Source organism: Rosenbergiella collisarenosi (genome assembly GCF_018494085.1).
Lineage (GTDB): Bacteria > Pseudomonadota > Gammaproteobacteria > Enterobacterales > Enterobacteriaceae > Rosenbergiella > Rosenbergiella collisarenosi.
In genome coordinates, this window is record NZ_JABBFP010000001.1 from 353,935 (window position 1) to 375,266 (window position 21,332).

The 21,332-nt window shown below is 49.1% G+C and carries 22 protein-coding genes and 1 other RNA gene; 12 read left to right on the forward strand and 11 right to left on the reverse strand.

The window, feature by feature from the left end:
- Positions 1-41 precede the first annotated feature (41 nt).
- Together pmbA and HGT70_RS01595 are read left to right on the forward strand one after the other, a co-directional pair.
- Positions 42-1,382 (forward strand): metalloprotease PmbA, encoded by a 1,341-nt coding sequence (gene pmbA / locus HGT70_RS01590; RefSeq protein WP_214194718.1) that lies wholly within the window; start codon positions 42-44, stop codon positions 1,380-1,382.
- 16 nt (positions 1,383-1,398) lie between these two features.
- Positions 1,399-1,791, forward strand: a complete 393-nt coding sequence (locus tag HGT70_RS01595) for a cytochrome b562 (RefSeq protein ID WP_214194719.1) — start codon at positions 1,399-1,401, stop codon at positions 1,789-1,791.
- A 14-nt stretch (positions 1,792-1,805) separates the two neighbouring features.
- Here the strand turns inward: HGT70_RS01595 and HGT70_RS01600 are convergent, their stop codons facing one another.
- Positions 1,806-2,597 (reverse strand): AraC family transcriptional regulator, encoded by a 792-nt coding sequence (locus HGT70_RS01600; RefSeq protein ID WP_071433956.1) that lies wholly within the window; start codon positions 2,595-2,597, stop codon positions 1,806-1,808.
- Between the two features lie 99 nt (positions 2,598-2,696).
- On the opposite strand from HGT70_RS01600, the gene HGT70_RS01605 reads away from it, so the two are divergent.
- Positions 2,697-3,863: an MFS transporter gene (locus tag HGT70_RS01605; protein ID WP_071433958.1), complete on the forward strand. Its 1,167-nt coding sequence runs from the start codon at positions 2,697-2,699 to the stop codon at positions 3,861-3,863.
- 39 nt (positions 3,864-3,902) lie between these two features.
- On the opposite strand, the gene rnpB is transcribed toward HGT70_RS01605, so the two are convergent.
- Positions 3,903-4,275, reverse strand: an RNA gene (gene rnpB / locus HGT70_RS01610) — RNase P RNA component class A.
- 50 nt (positions 4,276-4,325) lie between these two features.
- Complete coding sequence (gene rsmI, locus HGT70_RS01615; RefSeq protein WP_214194720.1) at positions 4,326-5,192, reverse strand: 16S rRNA (cytidine(1402)-2'-O)-methyltransferase; 867 nt, start codon at positions 5,190-5,192, stop codon at positions 4,326-4,328.
- Between the two features lie 61 nt (positions 5,193-5,253).
- On the opposite strand from rsmI, the gene HGT70_RS01620 reads away from it, so the two are divergent.
- Genes HGT70_RS01620 through HGT70_RS01640 form a run of 5 tightly spaced genes read left to right on the forward strand, consistent with a single transcriptional unit; the run spans position 5,254 to position 9,710 of the window.
- Positions 5,254-7,254 carry a penicillin-binding protein activator gene (locus HGT70_RS01620; RefSeq protein ID WP_214194721.1) on the forward strand — a complete coding sequence of 667 codons (2,001 nt, stop codon included), beginning with the start codon at positions 5,254-5,256 and terminating at the stop codon, positions 7,252-7,254.
- The gene (locus HGT70_RS01625; protein ID WP_214194722.1) at positions 7,212-7,598 is read left to right on the forward strand and encodes a YraN family protein; all 387 of its coding nucleotides are present in this window, start codon (positions 7,212-7,214) and stop codon (positions 7,596-7,598) included. The genes HGT70_RS01620 and HGT70_RS01625 overlap by 43 nt, the downstream gene beginning before the upstream one ends.
- A gap of 23 nt (positions 7,599-7,621) precedes the next feature.
- Positions 7,622-8,212, forward strand: coding sequence for a DnaA initiator-associating protein DiaA (gene diaA / locus HGT70_RS01630; protein WP_071433966.1), 591 nt, complete (start codon positions 7,622-7,624; stop codon positions 8,210-8,212).
- A gap of 12 nt (positions 8,213-8,224) precedes the next feature.
- Positions 8,225-8,797, forward strand: coding sequence for a division/outer membrane stress-associated lipid-binding lipoprotein (gene dolP / locus HGT70_RS01635; RefSeq protein ID WP_071433968.1), 573 nt, complete (start codon positions 8,225-8,227; stop codon positions 8,795-8,797).
- A gap of 4 nt (positions 8,798-8,801) precedes the next feature.
- Positions 8,802-9,710 (forward strand): LysR family transcriptional regulator, encoded by a 909-nt coding sequence (locus tag HGT70_RS01640; RefSeq protein ID WP_214194723.1) that lies wholly within the window; start codon positions 8,802-8,804, stop codon positions 9,708-9,710.
- Between the two features lie 20 nt (positions 9,711-9,730).
- Here HGT70_RS01640 and HGT70_RS01645 read toward each other — a convergent pair whose 3' ends face one another.
- The 7 genes from HGT70_RS01645 to HGT70_RS01675 form a co-directional block, all read right to left on the reverse strand.
- Positions 9,731-10,012 carry a YqjK-like family protein gene (locus HGT70_RS01645; RefSeq protein ID WP_071433972.1) on the reverse strand — a complete coding sequence of 94 codons (282 nt, stop codon included), beginning with the start codon at positions 10,010-10,012 and terminating at the stop codon, positions 9,731-9,733.
- Positions 10,009-10,407, reverse strand: coding sequence for a phage holin family protein (locus HGT70_RS01650; protein ID WP_071433974.1), 399 nt, complete (start codon positions 10,405-10,407; stop codon positions 10,009-10,011). Before HGT70_RS01650 ends, HGT70_RS01645 begins: the two co-directional genes overlap by 4 nt.
- Position 10,408: 1 nt before the next feature.
- Positions 10,409-10,714: an ElaB/YgaM/YqjD family protein gene (locus HGT70_RS01655; protein ID WP_071433976.1), complete on the reverse strand. Its 306-nt coding sequence runs from the start codon at positions 10,712-10,714 to the stop codon at positions 10,409-10,411.
- A gap of 160 nt (positions 10,715-10,874) precedes the next feature.
- Positions 10,875-11,198: an EnvZ/OmpR regulon moderator MzrA gene (gene mzrA, locus HGT70_RS01660; RefSeq protein WP_214194724.1), complete on the reverse strand. Its 324-nt coding sequence runs from the start codon at positions 11,196-11,198 to the stop codon at positions 10,875-10,877.
- The gene (locus tag HGT70_RS01665) at positions 11,198-11,869 is read right to left on the reverse strand and encodes a DedA family protein (RefSeq protein WP_071433980.1); all 672 of its coding nucleotides are present in this window, start codon (positions 11,867-11,869) and stop codon (positions 11,198-11,200) included. The genes mzrA and HGT70_RS01665 overlap by 1 nt, the downstream gene beginning before the upstream one ends.
- Before the next feature lie 318 nt (positions 11,870-12,187).
- Positions 12,188-13,417, reverse strand: coding sequence for a serine/threonine transporter SstT (gene sstT, locus HGT70_RS01670; protein ID WP_214194725.1), 1,230 nt, complete (start codon positions 13,415-13,417; stop codon positions 12,188-12,190).
- Between the two features lie 241 nt (positions 13,418-13,658).
- The gene (locus tag HGT70_RS01675; protein ID WP_214194726.1) at positions 13,659-14,612 is read right to left on the reverse strand and encodes a TerC family protein; all 954 of its coding nucleotides are present in this window, start codon (positions 14,610-14,612) and stop codon (positions 13,659-13,661) included.
- Positions 14,613-14,941: 329 nt separating this feature from the next.
- Here HGT70_RS01675 and HGT70_RS01680 point away from each other — a divergent pair, with 329 nt between their 5' ends.
- From HGT70_RS01680 to HGT70_RS01695, 4 genes are all read left to right on the forward strand, one after another.
- Positions 14,942-16,630 (forward strand): chloride channel protein, encoded by a 1,689-nt coding sequence (locus HGT70_RS01680; RefSeq protein ID WP_214194727.1) that lies wholly within the window; start codon positions 14,942-14,944, stop codon positions 16,628-16,630.
- Between the two features lie 89 nt (positions 16,631-16,719).
- Positions 16,720-17,835 carry a 23S rRNA (guanine(1835)-N(2))-methyltransferase RlmG gene (gene rlmG, locus HGT70_RS01685; RefSeq protein WP_071433986.1) on the forward strand — a complete coding sequence of 372 codons (1,116 nt, stop codon included), beginning with the start codon at positions 16,720-16,722 and terminating at the stop codon, positions 17,833-17,835.
- 26 nt (positions 17,836-17,861) lie between these two features.
- Positions 17,862-18,671, forward strand: a complete 810-nt coding sequence (locus HGT70_RS01690) for a 5'-nucleotidase, lipoprotein e(P4) family (protein ID WP_071433988.1) — start codon at positions 17,862-17,864, stop codon at positions 18,669-18,671.
- A 144-nt stretch (positions 18,672-18,815) separates the two neighbouring features.
- On the forward strand, positions 18,816-20,237 hold the full coding sequence (locus HGT70_RS01695) for a GGDEF domain-containing protein (protein ID WP_214194728.1): 1,422 nt from the start codon (positions 18,816-18,818) through the stop codon (positions 20,235-20,237).
- Here HGT70_RS01695 and ddlA read toward each other — a convergent pair.
- Entirely contained in the window at positions 20,215-21,306 is a 1,092-nt protein-coding gene (gene ddlA, locus HGT70_RS01700) for a D-alanine--D-alanine ligase (protein WP_071433992.1), read from the reverse strand. The genes HGT70_RS01695 and ddlA overlap by 23 nt on opposite strands.
- Between the last annotated feature and the right edge of the window lie 26 nt (positions 21,307-21,332).

Consider the following 21,332-nt stretch of genomic DNA (forward strand, 5'->3'; position numbering starts at 1 on the left):
TAAACTCATTCTACCTTCAGATAACAGCAGATGGCAGAGCAATGAGTGAATCTCTTCAAGTTTTAGAACAACAAAAGGTTCTTGAACAAGCAGTCGAACACGCCTTAACCTTCGCAAAAAGCCGCACAGATGGCGCAGAAGTCGCGGTGAATAAAACCACGGGACTGAGCGTAAGTACTCGCTACGGCGAAGTCGAAAACGTTGAATTTAATAGCGATGGTGCGTTAGGTATCACCGTTTATTTGGGTCAGCGTAAGGGCAGCGCCTCGTCGACCGATTTAAGCCCCGCGGCGATTGAGCGAGCGGTACAGGCGGCGACTGATATTGCTCGCTACACCTCAGAAGATCCTTTTTCGGACGTGGCCGAGGCCTCGTTGCTGGCATGGGATGCGCCAGATTTAGATCTGTATCATCCTTTGGAGATAACCCCTGATCGGGCGATAGAATATGCAGCAGCGGCTGAACAAGCGGCGTTAGCCTGCGATACTCGTATCGTTAATAGCGAAGGGGGCAGTTTCAGTAGTCATGCGGGGATCCGTGTCTTCGGTAATAGTCATGGCTTCCTGAAAAGTTATTGTTCAACGCGTCACTCGATGTTTAGCTCCGTAATCGCCGAGCAAGATGGCCAGATGGAGCGCGATTATGCCTATACCTCTGGACGTGATTTTGCTGATCTGCAGAGCGCTGAATGGGTAGGCCAAGAGTGTGCACGACGCACGTTGTCTCGTCTCTCTCCACAAAAGCTATCGACACGTAAAGCTCCAGTGCTCTTCGCCCCAGAAGTCGCGAGCGGACTGATTGGTCATCTCGTCGGCGCGATCAGCGGCAGTAGTGTCTATCGCAAATCGACGTTCCTACTCGACAGTTTAGGTAAGCAAATTTTTCCTGAGTGGCTATCAATTATCGAGCAGCCGCACCTACTTAAAGGTACCGCCTCCTCCCCGTTTGATAGCGAAGGTGTGCGGACCCAGCAGCGTACTATCGTCGACCAAGGCGTCTTACAGACGTGGTTAATGACCAGTTATTCTGCGCGTAAGCTGGGCTTGCAGAGTACGGGCCACGCGGGAGGGATCCATAACTGGCGTTTAGCTGGGCAAGGTCAAAGCTTTGAACAGCTCTTAAAAAGAATGGGAACAGGGCTCGTTGTCACTGAGCTAATGGGGCAGGGCGTCAGTGCGATGACCGGCGATTATTCCCGTGGTGCTGCGGGTTTCTGGGTGGAGAATGGCGAAATTCAATATCCGGTGAGCGAGATCACTATCGCGAGTAATCTACAAGATATGTGGCGTACGATGGTAACGGTCGGCGATGATATTGATGAGCGTGGAAATATCCAATGTGGGTCGATTCTGTTAGAACAAATGAGTATTGCCGGACAATAATCAGCAGGGAGTTGTAATGCGTAAGGTCAATCTTATGGTCATGAGTGGTGTGCTATTTTGCTCGTCATTATCGCTTGCTGCGCATGCCGCCGATCTCGAAGGTGACATGTTGAGCTTATCTTCAGGACTGAGTACGGTACTGAGTAGTGATCAAGGGGGTGAGATGCAGCAAGCCTTGGCTACGATGCGCCATGCAGCGGAAGATGCGAGGACCGCGACGCCGCCGTCGCTGGCGGGAAGTACGGCCCAAAGCCCTGCGATGCAGGGATGGCGCAGCGCCTTCGACCAGCTGCTGGCGAAAATTACGCTGGCGGAGAAGCAGGTTAAGCAAGGAAAGATAAGCGAAGCCAAGCAAACCGCCCATGAAATTGTCGCGTTACGTAACGAAAACCACCGTAAGTATCGTTAAAGCTGGACTCAAGGTTATTTCGGCGCTGCCACGCGTTGGCGATATTGATTGGGGGTGGTGCCGAGTGCCTTCTTAAACATGGTGATAAACGCAGTCACCGATTCGTAGCCTAACTCATGCGCAATGGTTTCCACTCGCTCGCCATCGACCAACTGGTTGATGGCGAGCAGCAATTGCAGCTGTTGTCGCCATGGACGAAAGCTTAACCCCGTTTCATTAACCATCAACCTCGCAAAACTTCGTTCGCTTAAGGCTAATGTTTTAGCCCAGTAGGCTGCTGAATACTTTACGTTTCCTGGCTTACGCATTTCATCGACTAAGAATTTAATTTTCGGATGACCAGAGACGGGAAGCTGTAGCTTTCCGCTAGGCTGCCGTACGAGTTGATCCAATAAAACGCTAATCAGTCGCTGTGCCTCTGGGGTCTGATAATGGCTAAGGGGTAGGGCAGCTAAGGCAAAAATAAGTTCTTTAAGGAGTGACGAGATACGTAAAGTACAGCATTCGTCAGGCATTGTGGCGAGTCCTGGATCGATAAAAACGAAGCAAAACTCTGCCTGTGACGAGATTTGGTTACTGTGGATAACGTGTCCCGGGATCCAGATGGCTTGACCGGTCGGTGCCATCCAGATGCTCTCCTCGACGTGGCAGGTTATTGTGCCCTGTAATGGCACAATAAGTTGTCCTTTGCGGTGTTTGTGGCGAGGCACCTCATGAAAAGAGTCCTCTGCTTTAACATGAAAGGCTCCTACCTTATCGAGATGATGGTCAGGGTCGAACCCTTTAGGCATAGTGGGTGCTAGCATTTTGGCAACTTTTAGCGATAAATTGTCATTATAGCTTGATTTAACGCTGCATAAGAAACGCTATGCTATCGACTGATTTTTTTAGGTTGAGACACTTTCATGACTTCATCTGTTACTAAGCGATCATTGTTCATCGGCATTCTATTAGTCGCCATGACGCTACGCGCACCGTTTACTGGAATTGCGCCACTCTTACCCACGTTGGGTGACTCTTTGCAGTTGGACACCCTGCAGATTGGGCTACTGACTACTCTACCGCTACTGGCCTTCGCGCTGCTATCACCGCTCGTCCCCTTATTGACGCGCCATCTCGGGTTAGAGCGGAGCGTTGCTGTAGCACTGGTAGTTATCTGCTTAGGAGTTGTACTGCGTTCAATCGGACATATCTCTGCGCTTTATTTGGGTACCGTACTTATCGGTGCTGGCATTGCGGTAGGGAATGTTATTTTGCCGAGTTTACTTAAACGAGATTTTGCTGCAACGCTCCCGAAAATGACTGGGGCTTACTCGTTAACGATGGGGGTGAGTGCGGCACTAGCGTCGGTAATCGTCGTCCCTCTCGCCGCGAAATTGGGCTGGGCATGGGCATCGTTTAGCCTCTTGCTTTTACCCCTTCTAGCCCTAGCCGTCTGGACTCTGCAGCTTAAAGGTCACTCGGTGTCAGGCCTATCTCGGCCGGCAATGAGTAGTGATCGACAGATCTGGCGCTCAGCATTGGCGTGGCAAATTACCCTATTTTTAGGCCTTAATTCGTTAGTGTACTATGTACTCGTCAGCTGGCTACCGACCTTTTTAGTGGACAGCGGTTTTAGCGCCACGCAGGCGGGAAGTTTACACGGACTTCTGCAATTGGCTACCGCGCTACCCGGCCTGATTATCGGAGCGGTGATCGTCCGTTATCGCGACCAACGGTGGATCGCGATGATGATGGCGGCTCTATGGGTGATAAGCCTGCTAGGACTGTGGGGAATGCCCAGCTGGGCGATAGTATGGGTGAGTATCGCCGGAGTCGGATCGGGTGCCGCGATGATTTTGGGCTTATCGTTAATTGGGCTACGTAGTGTTTCTGCTCACCAAGCCGTAGCGCTCTCGGGAATGGCACAGGCTATCGGATATCTACTGGCTGCTGCTGGGCCTGCCGCTATCGGTAAACTCCATGACCAAAGTGGCGGCTGGCATTTACCCATACTCTTCTGCACGATATGTGCAGTCATTATGATGATAATGGGTTTCTTGGCCGGTAAAGATCGGGTGATCGGGGCATAAAAAAAGAGGTTACTGCATGCAGTAACCTCTTCTCGAAGAAGGTGAAGCTGACCGGTAAGCCGGGTTCTGTCGTGGACAGTCATTCCTCTAGGCCAGCAATCGCTCACTGGCTCAAGCAGCCTACCCGGGTTCAGTACGGGCCGTACCATGTGAACCCCTATTTGGCCTTGCTCCGGGTGGAGTTTACCGTGCCACGGACTGTTGCCAGCCGCGCGGTGCGCTCTTACCGCACCCTTTCACCCTTACCTGATCCCTTGCGGGCCATCGGCGGTTTGCTCTCTGTTGCACTGGTCGTAGGCTTGCGCCTCCCAGGCGTTACCTGGCACCCTGCCCTATGGAGCCCGGACTTTCCTCCCCTCCGCCCGTCTCCCTTTCGGGACGACGACGAAGCGGCGACTGTCTGGTCAGCTTCGGCGGCGGATGATAGGGGAAATTGCAGTGATTGTCACGTTTTTCTATCGTTTAATTAGCCTGCTGCTGTGCCAACCCATGCTTGTATAGCGCATTTTTCTTCACGCCATGGATCTCCGCCGCCAGTGCCGCCGCTTTCCTCAAAGGAAGCTCAGCCTGCAATAATGCGAGTGTTCGCAAGGCTTCAACCGGTAGATCGTCGTCTTGTACCTGGTAGCCCGCGACGATAAGAACCATTTCGCCCTTGCGGCGATTATCGTCAGCTTGTACCCAGGCGAGTAATTCGCCCACTGGGGCGCCGTAAATCGACTCCCAGGTCTTGGTGATCTCACGGGCCAACACAACGTGTCTGTGCTCCCCCAACTCAGTAACCATATCGCCTAGACAATCGAGAAGGCGGTGGGTCGATTCGTAGAAAATGAGGGTACGAGGCTCTTCGACGACCGCCCGTAGCGCATCACGACGTCCCTTACTTTTCGCGGGGAGAAAACCTTCGTAACAAAAACGATCAGACGGTAGACCTGAAGCACTCAATGCGGTGATTGCCGCACAGGCGCCGGGTAGGGGAACGACCTTCAGCCCGGCCTGACGGCAGCGCGTAACGAGGTGATAGCCCGGATCGTTGATCAGGGGGGTTCCGGCATCTGAAACCAAGGCTATACTTTCACCTTGTTGTAATTTACTTATCAATAGATCGGCTTTTTGCTGTTCATTGTGATCATGCAATGAGAATAAGCGCGCATTGATGGCGAAATGTTGTAGAAGCAGACCGGTATGACGTGTATCTTCTGCTGCAACAAGATCGACACTGGCCAATACTGTCAGTGCGCGTTGGGTAATATCGGCCAAGTTACCAATGGGGGTAGGAACGATATATAATGTTCCTACAGAAATCTCTGACTGATCGTGTTGTTTCATTGTTTCATCCGAATTGCCGCTTTACTATAGGGCGTTCTGAGAAAAACATAATAGGTACTCTATGCTTTCTTCATTTGTGAATCGTCGTAACGCAGGGCGTTTTGTTCCTGTTGTGTTGGCCGGATTAATTTTGGCCGCCTGTGGTGTTAATCAAAATAATCAGACACCATCGGCATCTCTCCAACCCACAGCGAATCAGGGGTCTGCCTATTATCTGCAACAGATGCAGCAAAGCCAAGATGATAGCAGGAGTCATTGGCAATTACTCGCAATACGCGCACTTCTCGACGAGGGAAAGGTGCCCCAAGCTGGACAGCTGTTGCAACAGCTACCGAGTCAACTTAATGCCGAGCAACAGGCAGAGAGTCATTTATTGTCCGCTCAGTTTGCCATTAAACAGAAACAATTTTCTGCTGCAGCTAAACAGTTAACCGCGGTCTCAGCATCGACATTAAGCGATGCTCAGCGTCAGCGTTATTATCAGCTTATCATTGATAGCGCACCGGGTGAGGCGCCTGTTGACGTATTGCGGGCTCATATTGCTCTACAATCGACATTGCCCGCGACAGCTCAACAGAAAAATCTCGATGCGACTTGGCAGACCTTGGTGACAATTCCCCAAGATCAAGCCGGTAATATTACCATTAATGCCAACGAAAATATTCTACAGGGCTGGTTAGATCTTTTAGGTGTTTACTACCAAAATCGCGGTAATCAAGATACGCTAAAAAGCGCGGTAAAAGATTGGCAGACGCGCTACCCGGATAACCCAGCGTCGAAAACCTTACCGGCTGGGCTGGCTCAAGTTATGAACCTTTCTGTGGCTTCCACTAGCACGATAGCGTTACTTTTACCGCTGACTGGACCGGGGGCGGTTTTTTCTAAAGCGATCGAACAAGGGTTTGAAGATGCGCATAACGGTCACCTCGCAACGAGCGCTCCAGCCGCTAGTGATGCCGTGATCCAAGCCCCTGAATCGTCTGCGAGTGCCGCGAACAATGCAGCGGTCAGCCCGTCAGCGCCTACCCCAGCCACAACAACTGGACAGGATCAGCAGCCAGGCATTCCTCACACTGCCGCGGCAAATACCGCCGCCCAAATAAAAGTCTACGACACGAACGGACACCCGATCGACCAGTTGTTGCAGCAGGCACAACAAGACGGCGCGACCCTAGTAGTCGGACCACTTTTAAAAGACGATGTAGCCAAGGCCGTTGCCACGTCGACGTCGCTGAATATTTTGGCGCTAAACGAACCGACCGATTTACAGAATCACCCTAACGTCTGTTACTTTGCGTTGTCGCCGGAGAACGAAGCACGTGATGCCGCCGATCATATGTGGGCGCAAGGTAAACGCATGCCGGTGTTGCTGTTACCGAGTAATTCGTTGGGGGACCGCGTTGCGACCGCCTTTACTCGTCAGTGGCAAACACTGGGGGGAACGACTGTTTTACGGCAGCCTATCGGTTCTGAAAGCGATTTGAGAAGCAGGGTTAATAGTAATACAGGCATAGCGTTATCCGGAACACCGGTAGCCTCGACGTCGACCTCAGATAATAACGCCGTTACCGTGGCCGGTATGACGTTTGACGCGCCTACTGCACAGCCAGTGACCAGTGGAGGTGATATTGATTCTGTCTACATTGTCGCGAACCAAGCCTCGTTAGACCTGATCAAGCCTCTCATCACGATGAGGATAGGTTCACAGAGCCATGTGGCCTTTTACGCAAACTCGCTAAGTTCGCAGGCGGGAGCCGGCCCTGATTTTCGCTTTGAAATGGAAGGGCTGCAGTTTAGCGATATTCCGTTGCTATCCGGGGCAAATCCAAGTTTAAAACAGCAAGTAACCAGTCAGTTTAATCAAGATTATACCCTGACCCGCTTATACGCCATGGGCGTCGATGCGTGGACGTTGGCCAACCACTTTACCCCCCTTCGCCAGCAAGCAGGGTATCAAGTTCAAGGAAATACTGGGTTACTGAAAGCAACACATAACTGCGTGATTAACAGGACGTTATCATGGAACCAATATACTCACGGGGAGGTAGTCCCGGTCAATTAACGCGAAGAGCGCAGGGCAAGCAGATGGAAAAGCTTGCCTGCGACTATCTATGTCAGGCAGGATTAGTCTGGGTTGCCAGCAATGTTTTATATCGGCAAGGTGAACTCGACCTTATTATGCTAGAGGGATCCACGTATGTTTTTGTCGAAGTCCGATATCGTAAAAGTGACGCTTACGGTGGCGCAGCCGCGACAATAACGTGGCGTAAACAGCAGAAGGTCAAGTGGGCGGCGATATACTGGTTAGCGAGCCAAGATCAGTGTTTAGCGACTGCGGAGTGTCGGTTTGATGTTGTGGCGATAACAGGACTACGCATTGAATGGATTAAAAACGCCTTTTATTAGGACCAACAAAGTTAGGTGATGTAGTGCAGGATAGAATTAAAGCGTGTTTTACTGAGAGTATTCAAACCCAAATCGCAGCCGCTGAGGCGTTGCCTGATGCTATCTCACGCGCCACGATGGTAATCGTCCAGTGTTTACTCAACGGTAATAAGATTCTTAGCTGTGGTAATGGCGCGTCTGCGGCGAATGCTCAGCACTTTACAGCTACGATGATCAATCAATTTGAGACCGAACGGCCGAGTTTGCCTGCATTTTGTTTAAGTGCGGATAACATCATGCTGACGGCAATCGGTAATGACCGCCAGCATGACGAAATCTATGCTAAACAGGTACGCGCATTGGGCCAAGCTGGAGATATCCTATTGGCAATATCCACTCGTGGCAATAGCCCAGATATCGTCAAGGCTGTTGAAGCTGCCGTGACTCGGGATATGACTATTGTAGCATTAACGGGTTTTGACGGCGGCGTGCTGGCAGGATTGCTCGGGCCACAAGATGTTGAAATTAGAATACCTTCACACCGTAATGCTCGAATCCAAGAAATGCATATGCTGACGGTAAATTGTTTAAGTGAATTAATTGATAATTCACTCTTCCCTCATCAGGAAGGTTAAGGAGATAAAGTCATGAGGATTCCCCTATTGGTTGTCTTAGTCTGCAGCACTTTAGCCCTACAAGGTTGTGCAGCGGTACTGATTGGATCTGCCGGTGTTGCGACTAAGTCAGCGACCGATGCCCGTACCGTAGGGACGCAAGTCGATGATGGTACATTAGAGTTACGTGTCGCGAATGCGTTAGCGACGAACAAAGAGATCAAAACGACGGCACACATTAACGAGACGGCTTATCAAGGCAAAGTACTCCTTACTGGTCAAGCCCCAAGCCAAGCACTCGCCGATACGGCCCGCGAAATCGCGTCTAAAACAGACGGCACCGTATCGGTGTACAACGAAATTCGTATTGGCAGCAATGTCAGCTTAGGAACCTCTTCTTCCGATACTTGGATTACCACTAAAATTCGATCGCAGCTACTCGCCAGCGACCAGGTAAAGTCATCGAGTATTAAAGTAACGACCGAAAATGGTGAGGTTTTTCTGATGGGCCTCGTTACCGCAGCGGAAGGGCAAGCAGCCGCTGATCTTGCGAGTCGTGTCAATGGCGTGAAGCACGTTACGACCGTCTATACTTTTTTAAAGTGATCCTATGCCAAAAGAGCGCGCGTTAACGTTAGAAGCCTTGCGAGTGATGGATGCCATAGAGCGGCGCGGTAGCTTTGCCGCCGCCGCCGAAGAGTTAGGTAAAGTTCCCTCTGCACTTAGCTATACGATGCAGAAGTTGGAAGACGAGCTTGATGTTGTTCTCTTCGATCGTTCCGGCCACCGTACTAAATTTACCAACGTCGGGCGCTTACTGTTAGATCGGGGGCGCTTCTTGCTTGATGCGGCTGATAAGCTCGCAGGGGATGCCGAAGCCTTAGCCCGTGGCTGGGAGCCACAGCTCACCATCGTCTGCGAGGCGTTGGTCAGTTGTGAATACCTCTATCCCCTCGTGGATAGGCTCGCTGAGAAAAGCCATACCCAATTAAACCTCTTCACTGAGGTATTGGCTGGGGCATGGGAAAGTCTAGAAGAGGGACGGGCAGATATTGTCATTGCGCCGACGCTATATTTTCGGACCTCTACTGAAATCAATAGCCGCAAATTGTATAGTATACAGAGTCTTTATGTCGCCCGTGCCGATCATCCCATTCATAATGAATCGAACCCGGATGCGGAATCGGTACGACTAAAATATCGAGCTATAGCGGTTGCCGACTCTGCCCGTAAGCGCCCCGCGATTACCGTGCAGGTTCTCGATAGACAAACGCGTTTGACGGTTAGCAATTTAGAGAATAAATATCGCGCGATATTAGCTGGATTGGGCGTTGGGACCCTACCGTATCCGATGATCGAGGAGGATCTACGTCAGGGACGTTTAAAGATTATCTCAGAGACCTACCAACGAGATATCGACGTGATTATGGCCTGGCGACGGGATAGCATGGGGGAGGCAAAGTCGTGGGCGTTGCGTGAAATACCGAAGGTATTAGCGAAGCGATTCCCGCAGCGCTAGCGGGAATCGGCTAAAGAGTATTAGCGAGGGATCATTTTTTTAATCATTCGCCAGCTACTCCACAGTCCAAAGCCGCGTTTAACCATGCGGCCAAGCATCTTGGGTCGTCTGGCAACCCATAATGCAAGGACACCACCACCGACAGCGAAATAACGGCGTGCAGCGTAGGCGGTGGACCACAGTTGGTCGTAACGTGAAGTGGCGACGAGCCATTGTTGCTGACAAGAGACAAGATCCATACGTTGCGTTTGAATAGTGGTTAACAATTCTTGTTTGCGTGCTTCACGTTCGCGACGACTCATGCTTGCTTCTCCTCAAGTTGTTTACGATCCGTATCCAACTCTTTACGAGTGTGCTTCAACAAAGTAGAGCGTCGAGACTTCACTAATGCCCATACGCCGAAAATAATCGCGAGCGCAAAGAGCGCGGCTGTGGTGATTATGATCGCGTAGAGTCGAGCATCAGGGGGGACTGCTAGGATGACGAGGATCATTAAACTCATCAATCCAAACGCAGTAAAAATCATCGTTAAGCCAACCATTAGCAGCATTTGCAATAGATTAGCTTTCTCTTCCTCAAGCTCGACAATGACTAAGCGGATACGTGTCTCAGCGATGCTTACTAGGGTGGTCAGGATACGCTGTCCCACTCCTAGAATGCCTTGTCCTGGCGCTGAACCCGGTCTTGAGCCGCTCATCTTAGCGCCGTGAAATCAGGATGCCGACGACCAAACCGATTGCTGCGCCTAACCCTACACCATGCCATGGTTTATCATGAACATAAGTATCAGCTTTCTGTGCTGCATCACGAGTGGATTGCGCGATACGCTCGCCGGAATCACCGAGGCGGTCGCGAGAGTTTTGTACAGCGTCCTGTGCTTTCTGATGTAAGCGAGAAAGTTCGGTGCGAGATTTGCTATTACCTTGATTCAACACTTCTTCGAGTGTGTCTGCTAATGAAGCTAATTCTGCGCGTAAATCGTTAGATGCATTATTCTTCGACATCAGAGACTCCTTAAGGGGGGAAATAAGTCCAGTTTAATAAGATAATAAATATCTGGAGTAGATGAGAACACCGCTAGCAGATACCCATTTAATCAACACTTATTTTAGTATAGATGGGGTTTTTAAAAGTTCAAAGCAGGGGGTTAATAAATTACCAATATTACTCAATGCGATAGCTATTATCCAGAATTGTCGCCAAAACTCTTTGCGCGGCGTGGCTGTCATCAGTGGAGTTAAAGCTAATAGTTAAAGAATCACGATTGGAAGTGATACTTTTTATCGCAATTCCCTTAGCGCTCAGATGCTGATAAAGAAAGAACCCGTCAGGTAATGAGACACCATGATTAATCACATTAATCCTGACGATCGCCTCCGGGGTTTGCCAAGCCCGCTGGTAAGTAAACCCACCGATGAGTAATAACATCATAACGACTATGGCGCCAATAATGAGCTTACGTTGTGTTAGGGCTAATGAGTAATGCATTAAGCTTGCGGCCTTGATGCCGCTTTACGCTTGCGCCAAAGTAGGATTAACGAGCCGACGAAGCCCCCTACTAATAATACGACGGGTAAAAGCATTAAGCAGAACATCAGCTTATCTTCATACTTCTGGAAGAGTGCTGTTTTTCCTAGCGCGTAACCGGCACAGGTTAAAATCATCACCCACAAAAAACCGCTCAACCAGTTAAAAATTTGGAAGCGTGTACTGCGTAACCCCGATACGCCTGCTAGCGTTGGCAGCAGCGTACGCACGAAGGCAATGAAGCGAGCAATGAGTAACGCAGCCAGGCCGTGCCGCTCGAATAGGGTATGAGTACGCTCATGGTACTTTTGGGGGATATGCGATAGCCATTTTTTGACCAACGGCGTATTTCCCAGCCATCGACCTTGGATGTAGCTGAACCAACAACCGAGGCTGGCGGCGGTCGTTAGGATAAGGACCGTGAGTGGAAAACTCATTGTTCCCTTAGCGATGAGTACTCCAACTAAAATTAACAGGCTATCACCCGGTAGAAAGGCCGCAGGTAACAATCCATTCTCTAGGCTGATAATAATAAACAAGATGCCATAGAGCATCCAAACCAACGAGGGATCGGCGAGCGTATTAAAATCCTGATGCCAAAGTGCGGTGAGTAGGGCCTGCAAAGTATCCATTTACTCTTCCTAATGAATAAGGTAACTGGCTCCAGTGTCAGAGCCTGACACATTAACGCCTATCGTGCGGGTATTATGCGCTGTGCAAACGATATGAAATCTAAACGTTTACTAACTTCCTTGCTGGCATAACCGGGCCAAGTGTAACAAAAATTTAGTGTGATAAACACGATAATTGTTGTTAATGCGGGAGTTTTACGCGGGTTAACGGGGAATCCCAACCCTTTTTACATAGGCTGACATTTTTCGTTTTCTTTGAGGGCGAGAAGGAAGAAAAAATAGGTAAGCGCCCCGCCAGTGGCGAGGCTTTTAGTCAGATTAAGACTCTTTTTGGGCGGGGGATGATGCCTGACAGACGGCGGCAGTAAATAACAAGTCCGTGGACGAGTTCAATGCTGTTTCGGCTGAATCTTGTAGGACGCTGATCAGAAAGCCGATAGCAACCACTTGCATTGCCATCTCATTAGGGATGCCAAACATATTACAGGCAACAGGCACTAGTAGTAGCGAGCCACCCGCAACGCCAGAGGCCCCGCAGGCACAAAGAGACGCGACCAAACTCAACATAATTGCAGTAGGTAGATCAATACTAATATGTAGCGTATTCACCGCTGCGAGGGTTAATACGGTAATAGTAATGGATGCGCCAGCCATACTCATATTCGCTCCAAGAGGGATCGAAACCGAATAGGTATCCTCATCAAGCCCAAGACGCTTAGCTATCGCCATATTGACAGGGATATTTGCCGCTGAACTACGGGTAAAGAAGGCGGTGACGCCGCTCTCTTTTAAGCAGAGGAATACCAACGGATAAGGGTTACGTCGAATTTTCCAGAAAACCAGAAGAGGATTGACGATTAACGCCATGGTCAACATACAGCCAATGAGTAGCAATAATAGCGTCACATAACTCGATAACGCACTAAAGCCGTTAGTCCCTAACACCGATGCGACGAGACCAAAGATACCAATGGGCGCACAGCGGATGACTTTACTTACCAACCAGGTGATCGCTGAGGAAAACTCATTAAGCAGGTGACGGGTTGCCGCAGAGCTATGCCTGAAGGCGAGTCCTAAGGCGATAGCCCATACTAATATACCGATATAATTAGCATTGATTAACGCATCGATAGGGTTGACGACCATGCTCAGTAAGATCCCTTGCGCGATGGCAAGGATACCTTTCGGTGCGGCACTGCCAGGGTGAGCATCGGTCAATATTAACGTCTGTGGAAAGTGATAGCTGGCGACGACCGCGACGACCGCAGCGAAAAAAGTACTCAACAGGTATAGTGTGACAATTGGCCGTACGTTAACTTTGTGCCCTTGCTGATGGTTCGCAATTGAAGACATGACTAACAACAATACAAGGATTGGAGCCACGGCTTTCAAGGCATGAACGAACAATTGACCGAGTAATGAAACACCCTGAGCAGCAGGTTTAGAGATAAGCGCGAGAGCAACTCCGGCAATCAGCGCAACAATGATTTGAGTAATTAAGTTCCCAGAACGTATCCAGTGTAGTAACCCTGAAGATTTAGCAGTCATTATTATTTCTTATTCGTCGTTTCTTTAAAGAGACTTCGCACGATCACTCGTCGTGGAAGCGTGTTTGCTGCGGCAGTATAAGAAAACGAGAAGCAAGATAAAGCGAATCTTGGCTCCATGACACATCTATTAGTAGAGTATAATATCTAATTAACTGGATTTATTGGTTATTTAAACTGGTTTTATCTCCGGTTGCAGGTTGCTACAAGGCTAGGTGGTAGCCTTGTAGCATTTTATAACGTTATGATTTTTTTCTTAGATTTAACCAGTGGTTAAGGATTAAGGTCACGATCAAGATAGAGGCGATGACGCTCAATGATAGGGAGGTAGGAATATGCCAGACATCGATCAGTAACATTTTTACCCCAATAAAGGTGAGGATTACCGCTAGCCCATATTGTAATAAGCTGAATTTTTCAGCAACGCCCGCTAATAAGAAGTACATCGCGCGCAGGCCTAAAATAGCGAAAAGATTCGAGGTTAGTACGATAAAGGGATCGGTGGTTACTGCGAAAATAGCGGGAATACTATCTACCGCAAATATGACATCACTTAATTCGACCATAATTAAAACGAGAAGGAGAGGGGTGGCATAACGCACACCTTGGCGTAGCACGAAAAACTTTTCGCCTTCTAGCTGATCCGTCACACGCATACGTTTCTTCAACCAGCGCAGAATTCGTCCTTCCTCATGCTTATCTTCGGCTGATTTAGAAAAAAACATCTTGATGCCGGTAATAATCAAAAATGCCCCGAAAATATAGAGGATCCAACTGAATTCGTTGACTAACCAACTTCCGGCAAAAATCATCCCGGTTCTTAGGACGATGGCACCTAAAACGCCATACACCAGAACCCGTTGTTGCAGGGCGGGTGGGATGGCAAAAGCGCTAAACAGCATGAGCCAGACGAAGACGTTATCGACAGCAAGTGCTTTTTCCAACAGGTAGCCAGTGAGAAAGTTTAGGGTTTGTTGCGATGCAACGGCATTTCCGCTGGTATGTTGCAGGGTAAACCAGAGGCCAGCAGCAAAGCCCAATGAAACTCCCACCCAGACCAGTGACCAGAGCGCGGCATGTTTAACGCTCATACTGCCCGAGCGCCCTGAACTTTGTAGACGAAGATCGATGATAAGCATGATTAGGACGATGATAGAGAATATTCCCCACATCAATGGGGTGCCGACAGTCTGCATAAGGCGTTTCCTTATAGGTAAGACAAAAAGGGTGATGTCGGCAGACAAAGTGGACTGATTGCAAACCTCACCAAGTGGCAAGGTCTCACTTACAATGCTAATGGCACTGCCTGACGACCGGTGTTTGCACACGTAATGACGATCTGTCAGCGTTGAAGTTACTCCCCTTTGCTTCCTCCAGCATAAGAAACTTACGAGTGTTTAACAATCTCTGGATGTAATATTTTTAAATACTTTACGTAATACCTGCCGAGTGAGCAAAGTAGCGATATGGATTGTTGAACCTGACTATAGCCTTTACACTGCCAAGAGGCATGGGGGGAGGATAGGTGAAAATACAACATAGTTCACTGAGCTGGAATGGGCTGTTATTAGCGATCCCTGTCGGGATCGCCGGGGCTAGCGTGACACTCGGTTTTCGCTTAGTCATCGCGCTGTTCAACCTTATTGTTTTTGGCCAGAGCGATGATATTACGCAAGCAATGCAAGTTTGGCCTTGGTATTGCTGGCCCGTCATTGTCGGTGGCGGCGGCGCGGTTGCTGGAGTTTTACTGCACTACGCGGTAAAACTCGAAAAACAGACGGCAATTAAATCGGACTATTTAGATGTTATCAATGCGCGACTCAATGCGGTTCCCACGGGCGCATCGTTACTGCGCGCCTGCTCCTCAATGATGAGTATTAGTAGCGGTGCTTCTATCGGTAAAGAGGGACCCATGGTTCAGCTCGCCGCGCTATGTGGAAGCTGGCTAGCGCGATTCGTCCCCAAGCGGTTTGCCTTAGCGAACAGCGATATGGTCGCGATGGCTGCTGCCGCAGGATTGGCGTCGGTATATCATGCCCCTTTAGCGGCGACTCTCTTTGTCGCGGAAATTGCTTTCGGGATCTCTGCGTTACAACGCACGATCCCTATCATGCTGTCAGCTGTAACCGCCGTTTTGACGATGTGGTTACTGGGATTCCGCTCACCCTTATATCCTCTGATGGATATTCAATTTCCGATTCAGGTTATCCCGCTATTAATAACGATATTAGTGGCCGTTTTAAGCGGGCTGATAGGATTTGGTTTTATTTCTCTCACTCAAAAAAGCCGCCAATTGTTTGGTCGGATCTCTTCATTGCCGATTCGTTTGGCCTGTGGTGGCGCTATTGTCGGCGCATTAGCCATTCTCTCTCCGGCCATTCTGGGTAATGGTTATGAGGTCATTGTGAATGTTTTTGCCGGGCATTACCTTTTACCAATGCTACTCGCACTCTTGGCGCTCAAGATTATCGCCACTAGCTGTTCAGTAGGATCGGGGGCGGTAGGGGGGATGTTCACTCCCGCACTGATGGTCGGTGCGACGTTAGGGGGTATTTGCGGGGTGATGAGCCAGCAGGTAGGGCTAACTCAAGCCAGCCCGTGGTTATTTGCCGCGATCGGTATGGCCGCAGTGTTAGCGGCGCTCTCTCAGGCACCATTGATGGCGATTTTGATGGTCATGGAAATGACGCTTAACAGCAGCTTACTGTTTCCGCTGATGATCGCCTGTGTCATCGCGACTATGGTGACGTATCGATGCCACTCTCCGACGACCTACCCACTGATCGGTACCCATTTCTCGCGGGCCAATGCTAAGTTTACCTTTGACCAGACGCGGATCAGCGACGTTATCATCCCAGGAGCCTGCCTCTCTCCACAAGATTCGGTACAGCAGGCACTGAGTGCTAGTGGGCATAAGCGTGAACGCTATGTCTATATCATTGATGCCGAGCAGCGTTTTCTGGGGGTCGTGTCCATCCATAAGATTGTCGAGAAGGTCCTTGCTGAGGAGATCAATTTGGACTCACCGATTGAAACGGTTATGGAGAGAGATTTTCCCTATGTTTACGAGGATCAAACGTTGAAACAGGGTTGGGAAGCGTTTAGCCGTGTGACGCTAGAGCGACTACCGGTATTAAACAATCCTCAGCAACGACAATTTGTCGGCGCATTGACCAAAACCAGTTTGATCCAACAGGCAGAAAGCTTCTTATAAAGCTTTGGACTGAGCAGTGTTGGGTTTAGGGCAGAAACTGCGTATACTCCGACGCGTTATAATTATCCGATTTTACAGAGAAGAACCCGATGAATGAACTGCAAGTGAGTGGGCAATCGCTTACCCTTAATCGATACCCAGCCAATGCGGCAGATCCTACCTTACAAGCGTGGGATTCCGCGGACGAATATTTACTGCAGCAGTCATTACCGGACGGTCCCGTCTTAGTAATGAACGATAATTTTGGAGCATTGGCTTGTGCCTTGCAGCCTCGGGAAGTGTGGCAGGTCAGTGACTCTTGGATTAGCCAGCAAGCTACCTTACATAATTTCGCCACCAATGACTTAGCCGTTGGTAATGTTCGATTCCTAGATAGCCTTGCCCCGTTACCGCAAGGAATGGCGGCAGTCGTCATCAAAATACCAAAAACGTTAGCGCTGCTTGAGCACCAGCTCCAAGCCCTGCGCGAAGTGATTACCGCCGATACGGTGATCATTGCTGCAGCGAAAGCGAAAGATATTCATCGCTCAACGTTAGAGCTTTTCGAGAAGTGGGTGGGTGAAACCACGACTTCATTGGCATGGAAAAAATCACGTTTAGTGTTTGCCAAGCTTACCGCAGAGTCGCCTGCCGCGAGTAGCGGTTTGTTAAGCTGGCCACTTGACGGTACACCCTATACCGTACATAACCATGCCAATGTCTTCGCGCGACAATCGCTAGATATTGGTGCACGGCTCTTCCTGCAACATTTACCTAGCCAGCTAGAAGGCGAGATTGTTGATTTAGGCTGTGGTAATGGGGTAGTTGGGTTGCTCGCCTTAGAACAGAACCCTGAAGCGAAGGTTCATTTCGTTGACGAGTCGTGGATGGCGGTGGCCTCAAGCCAACTTAATGTTGAAAAAAACCTACCGGCAGATCTGGCGCGTTGTGAGTTTACAGTGAACAATAGCTTAAGTGGTTTTACCGGTGGCAGCTTACAAGCCGTATTGTGTAATCCTCCTTTTCATCAGCAAAGCGTCATCACTGACCATATTGCTTGGCAGATGTTTAGGGATGCGAAACGCTGTTTAGGCTACGGCGGAGAGTTACGGGTCGTCGGTAATCGACACCTTGATTATCACCGGAAATTAAAAAAACTATTTGGTAACTGCCAATTAATTGCTTCCGACGCGCGCTTCGTGGTCCTACGCGCCGTTAAACTTTAAGGCTTAACAACCAGCAGGTAACGGTTATGATGCGTACATGTAGACTTCTAATTTGTATAACGATAGCCGGTTACCTGAGTGCCTGCACCAACAGTGAGCAGGTGGCCGACCAACGTTTAGCCGATCAATCCACGATGGCGGTCAATTGGATGCAGCAGTCGGGAGAGTATCCTGCAATTGCGCTGCAAACCTTTAAATTTGCTACCTATGCCTATCAACAGGCTGTTGAAAAAGGAGCTCGTACTCCAGCCGTTATCGTCGACCTTGATGAAACGATGATTGACAACAGTGCTTATCAAGCATGGGCAGCGGCACAACAAGTTCCCTTTACTGATGCCTCGTGGTCGCAGTGGACTCATGCGAAACAAGCCCTCGCTATTCCCGGCGCTGTTGAGTTTGCCCGCTATATCGACAGCCATGGCGGAACACTATTTTATGTCTCTAATCGCGCTGAGCAGGATCGCCTCGCAACGGTGGAAAATTTAAAAGCGCTCGGTTTTCCAAGGGTATCAGGGCAGACATTACTGCTGAATACGTCAAGCAGTAATAAACAAGCAAGATTCGATGAAATCCGTGCACAAGGATTTCAGGTTGTGGTGTATGTGGGCGATAACCTGAATGATTTCGGACAGGCCACATGGCATAAAGACAATATTCAGCGCCGCGCTTTTGTGATGCAGAATCGAGAAAAGTTTGGTACGGAGTTCTTTTTACTGCCGAACCCGAGTTACGGGGATTGGGAGTCAGGCTTAAGCCAAGGATACTCGGCCATGACGCCTACCCAAAAACTTCATGTGCGAGAACAAGCCCTACGCGTTTGGAAGCCCTCACACTAGTTCCTTTCTATTCGCACTGTTTGCTATTATCCATTCAAGAAATTTATGCTTAAATGGTAAGCAATTGGGCTGTCTGTTCTAGATAGCCTAACTTTACTCGCTGAATAAGGTTATGCAATACGTATTGGCTCATCTATGGAAAGGATGTCATTTCTGAATAAGTTTCGGGGTACTGCTGAGACTTTTGCTCTGTTTTTATTAACATTTCTCCTCTGCTATGTGAGCAGTCACCTTCGCTTGCCACTCCTGTTATCCATGTTCTGGATAGTGAATGCGCTGGTGGCGGGGATCTTTGTTCGCTACCCTGCAACCCATCGGCCGATAAATTATGTGGTCTGTGGTTTAGCCATGTTTCTTAATGATTACCTGTTTTCGGGTTGGTGGTCAGCGGCAATATTAATCAATTTAGCGAATATTATTTTTATTGCTGTCGTTGCTCTCGGGCTTAGAAGGTTATGGACAACGCAGCACGAGCAGCTTACTCCCAAGCAGGTTCTCCTTTTGTTTCCCGTATGCTTAGCCGCGGCGTTGTTAGCGGGAACGTGGGGCGGAATAGCGAGCGCCAATGAGAAGACACCGACCGAGATCTTACTTAATATTGGACTATGGGCCAGCGAACAATTTTCCACGGGACTCATGGTCCTCCCTCTTATTCTTAGCTTTAAACGCTCTCAACACTTTGTCTGGCAGCGCACCTCGATCTTGGCGGTTCTCTTGGTACCAACGCTATTTCTTGGCGCGGCATTGGTGGGGGGGCCAGGGAGTATCGCTTTCCCGCTTCCGGTACTCATCTGGTGTGCGCTAGTCTTACCGGTATTCGTTTCGACATTGATCACATTTCTTGTCGGTATCTTAGAAATTATGATGGTCTATGAAAATCTGATTGGCGAGCATAGGGTGGATACTCCTCCTGAAATTATGACGTTGGTCTCTATTCGATTAGGCGTGGCGGCGATGGTACTGACTCCATTTATGGTCTCTGTCACTATTGATGCGATCAAGACGTTGAACCGGCGTCTGGAGATCCGTGCGAATACAGACTTTTTAACGCAGCTACTTTCGCGCGCAGGATTATTCGAAAAATTAGCAGAAATCCCCTTACAGCCTGGTCGTTCGATCGGCATGATTATTTTTGATATCGATTATTTTAAAGCGATTAATGATAATTTTGGGCATCAAGCGGGTGATGATGTACTGAGTGAACTGGGCTATATCTTACGACGTGACTGTAGAGAACAGTTTTATATTGCACGGTTTGGCGGAGAAGAGTTTGCGTTAATTGGGCTCGATAGTGATGCAGAACAACTCTATGCACAGGCTGAGGCATTACGCCAGCGTATTGCTCGACACGACTTCGCACTGACCGACCGGTCGTTATCTATTACGATTAGTCTTGGATTAGCGGTTGGAACCGCCGAAAAGGGTGAACAGTGGTCAACGCTTGTTACTCGCTTGGTGAGTCAAGCTGATGCTCGCTTATACCGCTCTAAGGCGGGGGGCCGGAATTTGACTACCCCCGATTGGTCCGAGGGCAGTCAAGATATTAGTGATCAAAAGCAGACGTAATTTTATTTTGTTGCTGATGACGTTCAATAGCGAGTTCGATCAGTGTCGTGATGAGATCTTGATAAGCGAGTCCGCTTGCCTGCCATAGTTTCGGGTACATACTGATGTTAGTGAATCCGGGTAATGTATTAATCTCGTTGATAATGACTTTATTATTTGGGGTAAGAAATACGTCAACGCGTGCAAGCCCGAAACATTCCACCGCTTGATAAGCCTGAATAGCGATAGCGCGAATAGTGTCTTCCGTTTCAGGATCGATATCTGCCGGAACCTTAACTTGTGCACCTTGCTCGTTGATATACTTCGTCTCGTAAGAATAGAACTGATCGGAAAGCACAATCTCACCACAGCGGCTGGCTCGTGGGTGTTCGTTACCTAATACCGCACACTCGACTTCGCGACCAATAATTGCAGTCTCTATTAAGACTTTACGGTCAAAGCGGAAAGCTTCTTCGATGGCGGGAGCTAATTGTGCAAGGGTTTCAACCTTACTCACTCCGACTGAGGAGCCTTGGTTCGCGGGCTTCACGAATAGTGGCAATCCTAATTGTGCCACGACGTCATTGAGATCGGTAGCCTTTCTATTGCTTGGGGTTAGCGTAATAAATGGTGCTATATTTAGCCCTGCATCCCGTAACAGACGCTTAGTGACGTCTTTATCCATGCTAATCGCGGAGCCTAATACATCCGATCCTACAAAGGGTAAGTTTAGAATACGGAGTAGGCCCTGTAATGTTCCATCTTCACCCAATGTTCCGTGGACGATAGGAAAGATGACATCAAGCTGGGAAAGGTCGGCTGAGGTGGATGACGTGATTGATTGCGTATGGCCGGGTTGCAGAGAAAGCTCGCCTTCTGCATGGGCTAAGCCAATACGTTTCGGATCAGTGGGATGCTCAAGAAAATGATCAACTTGGTAACTGCACCATTGCCCCTGCTTAGTGATCCCCAACAGAACAACATCAAATTTTGTTTTATCAATCGCCTCAAGGATATTGCGCGCTGATTGTAATGAAACCTGATGTTCTGCTGATTTCCCGCCAAAAATGATACCGACCCGCTGTTTCATAAACTCTTTATCCGTAACTTAACTGT

Excerpts from the sequence above, each read along its gene's own strand:
- pmbA (WP_214194718.1), top strand. The coding sequence starts at position 42 with ATGAGTGAATCTCTTCAAGTTTTAGAACAACAAAAGGTTCTTGAACAA.
- HGT70_RS01595 (WP_214194719.1), top strand. The coding sequence starts at position 1,399 with ATGCGTAAGGTCAATCTTATGGTCATGAGTGGTGTGCTATTTTGCTCG.
- HGT70_RS01600 (WP_071433956.1), bottom strand. The coding sequence starts at position 2,597 with ATGCTAGCACCCACTATGCCTAAAGGGTTCGACCCTGACCATCATCTC.
- HGT70_RS01605 (WP_071433958.1), top strand. The coding sequence starts at position 2,697 with ATGACTTCATCTGTTACTAAGCGATCATTGTTCATCGGCATTCTATTA.
- rsmI (WP_214194720.1), bottom strand. The coding sequence starts at position 5,192 with ATGAAACAACACGATCAGTCAGAGATTTCTGTAGGAACATTATATATC.
- HGT70_RS01620 (WP_214194721.1), top strand. The coding sequence starts at position 5,254 with ATGCTTTCTTCATTTGTGAATCGTCGTAACGCAGGGCGTTTTGTTCCT.
- HGT70_RS01625 (WP_214194722.1), top strand. The coding sequence starts at position 7,212 with ATGGAACCAATATACTCACGGGGAGGTAGTCCCGGTCAATTAACGCGA.
- dolP (WP_071433968.1), top strand. The coding sequence starts at position 8,225 with ATGAGGATTCCCCTATTGGTTGTCTTAGTCTGCAGCACTTTAGCCCTA.
- HGT70_RS01640 (WP_214194723.1), top strand. The coding sequence starts at position 8,802 with ATGCCAAAAGAGCGCGCGTTAACGTTAGAAGCCTTGCGAGTGATGGAT.
- HGT70_RS01645 (WP_071433972.1), bottom strand. The coding sequence starts at position 10,012 with ATGAGTCGTCGCGAACGTGAAGCACGCAAACAAGAATTGTTAACCACT.
- HGT70_RS01650 (WP_071433974.1), bottom strand. The coding sequence starts at position 10,407 with ATGAGCGGCTCAAGACCGGGTTCAGCGCCAGGACAAGGCATTCTAGGA.
- HGT70_RS01655 (WP_071433976.1), bottom strand. The coding sequence starts at position 10,714 with ATGTCGAAGAATAATGCATCTAACGATTTACGCGCAGAATTAGCTTCA.
- mzrA (WP_214194724.1), bottom strand. The coding sequence starts at position 11,198 with ATGCATTACTCATTAGCCCTAACACAACGTAAGCTCATTATTGGCGCC.
- HGT70_RS01665 (WP_071433980.1), bottom strand. The coding sequence starts at position 11,869 with ATGGATACTTTGCAGGCCCTACTCACCGCACTTTGGCATCAGGATTTT.
- sstT (WP_214194725.1), bottom strand. The coding sequence starts at position 13,417 with ATGACTGCTAAATCTTCAGGGTTACTACACTGGATACGTTCTGGGAAC.
- HGT70_RS01675 (WP_214194726.1), bottom strand. The coding sequence starts at position 14,612 with ATGCAGACTGTCGGCACCCCATTGATGTGGGGAATATTCTCTATCATC.
- rlmG (WP_071433986.1), top strand. The coding sequence starts at position 16,720 with ATGAATGAACTGCAAGTGAGTGGGCAATCGCTTACCCTTAATCGATAC.
- HGT70_RS01690 (WP_071433988.1), top strand. The coding sequence starts at position 17,862 with ATGATGCGTACATGTAGACTTCTAATTTGTATAACGATAGCCGGTTAC.
- HGT70_RS01695 (WP_214194728.1), top strand. The coding sequence starts at position 18,816 with ATGTCATTTCTGAATAAGTTTCGGGGTACTGCTGAGACTTTTGCTCTG.
- ddlA (WP_071433992.1), bottom strand. The coding sequence starts at position 21,306 with ATGAAACAGCGGGTCGGTATCATTTTTGGCGGGAAATCAGCAGAACAT.